This window comes from Mycobacterium sp. E735, assembly GCF_001666955.1.
GTDB lineage: Bacteria > Actinomycetota > Actinomycetes > Mycobacteriales > Mycobacteriaceae > Mycobacterium.
The window spans coordinates 1-1,850 of sequence record NZ_LZIX01000032.1 but is presented as its reverse complement, the minus strand read 5'-3'; the positions used below and the strand labels follow the sequence as shown (position 1 = coordinate 1,850).

1 protein-coding gene and 1 pseudogene are annotated in these 1,850 nt (G+C 71.1%); one reads left to right on the top strand and one right to left on the bottom strand.

The features are described 5' to 3' along the window. Window positions 1-734 (bottom strand): annotated as a pseudogene (locus A5704_RS03050) (SDR family oxidoreductase); the annotation flags it as partial. Between the two features lie 85 nt (window positions 735-819). Here A5704_RS03050 and A5704_RS03045 point away from each other — a divergent pair. Then, a partial coding sequence (locus tag A5704_RS03045; RefSeq protein ID WP_369828421.1) for an SDR family oxidoreductase occupies window positions 820-1,850 on the top strand: 1,031 nt, incomplete at its 3' end.

Here is a 1,850-nt window from a genome sequence, read left to right as displayed (position 1 = left end):
AACGTGTAGTGGGCCAGCCACCGCGAACCGGTGAGGCCGGAGATGGAGGAGAACACCACGAAGTGGCGCACCGGTGTGGTCAGGGTCAGGCGGTGCAGCAGCGCCGCGGCGTCGAGCTTGGGCGCGAACATCGCCGTGACGTCGTCGTCGGTCATTTCGTCGAGCAGCACTGGGCCGCCGGCGTAGGCAGCCAGGTAGATGCCCTCCAGGGGCGGCAGGTCGGCGCCGAACCGGTCGAACAGCGCGGCCATCGCGGTCTCGTCGGTGGCGTCGGCGGCGACGGTGACCAGCGTGGTCCCGGCCGCGGCAAGGCTTTCGGTCAGTTCGTCGAGCCGCGAACCGGGGTTGCGCGAAACGGCGACGATCGTCTTTGCGCCCATCCTGGCGAGTTCGCGGATCAGGTGTGGGCCGATGTTTCCGGTGGCGCCGATGACCAGCTGGCAGGCGCCGCCGTCCAACGTGACGGCTTGGGTGGGCAGGGCGCGGTGTTGCAATCGCGGGACGTGGCGCAGGCCCTGCCGGTAGACGACCTGGTCCTCGCCGTCGGTGCCGGCGGCTTCGGCCAGCAGCCGGGGCACGGTCAGTTCGGCGGGTACGGCTTCATCGAAGTCGATGATGCCGCCCCAGATTTCGGGGTGTTCGAGTGCGAGGGTGCGTCCCAGGCCCCACAGCGCCCCGTGTGCGGGGTTGGCGCGGTCGCCCTCGGTGGTCGGTTGGCCGTTGCGGCCCAACAGTCCCCGCGCTGCGACGGACACCCGCTCTGCGCGAAGGGGCAACGGCACCCCGATCGATGACTGGTCCTATGGGGTTGCCTGGCCCGTGCGACCGCTCCCCGATGCTCCGCCACCCGGCGGCGGTCGATGGCTGGTCGTGGGCGACACCGAGCTGACCGGCGAACTGGACCGCGTCGCCGGGTCCCAAATCGGCATCGAGGGCCTGGAGTCCGGCGCCCTCGCCGACGAAGAGGCACTGCACGGGGCGCTCAACGGTGTCGACCGCGTGCTCTACGCGCCGCCCGCCTCCGGAACGTCGGTCGCGGTCGCCTATCAGCTGTTCCACCACACCCGCCGGCTCACCGCGGCCATGGCGGCCGCCGCCACGCCAGCGAAGCTGTTCATCGTCACCCGCAACGGCCAACCGACCACCGAGGGCGACCGCGCCAACCCCGCACACGGGGCGCTGTGGGGCCTGGGACGCACCCTCGCACTCGAACACCCCGAAATCTGGGGCGGCATCATCGATCTGGACGGCTCGGTGCCCGCACAGGTACTGACGCGCCTGGTGCTCGACGAGACCACCGGGGCGGACGGAGAGGACCAGGTCGTCTACCGCAACGGCGTGCGGCATGTGCCCCGGCTGCACGCTCATACGCTGCCCGCCGAACCGGTGACGCTGGACACCGCCGCCAGCCAACTGGTCATCGGCGCCACCGGAAACATCGGCCCACACCTGATCCGCGAACTCGCCCGGATGGGCGCCGGGACCATCGTCGCGGTGTCGCGCAACCCCGGCCAGCGGTTGCGCGAGCTCGCCGACGGCCTCGCCGCGGCGGGAACCACCCTCGTCACCGTCGCCGCCGACGCCACCGACGAAACCGCGATGAGAGAACTGTTCGACCGGTTCGGCGCCGTCCTGCCACCGCTGGAGGGCGTCTACCTGGCGGCATTCGCCGGCCAGCCGGTCCTGCTCAGCGAGATGACCAACGACGACGTCACGGCGATGTTCGCGCCCAAGCTCGACGCCGCGGGGCTGCTGCACCGCCTGACGCTGGAGACACCGGTGCGCCACTTCGTGGTGTTCTCCTCCATCTCCGGCCTCACCGGTTCGCGGTGGCTGGCCCACTACACCGC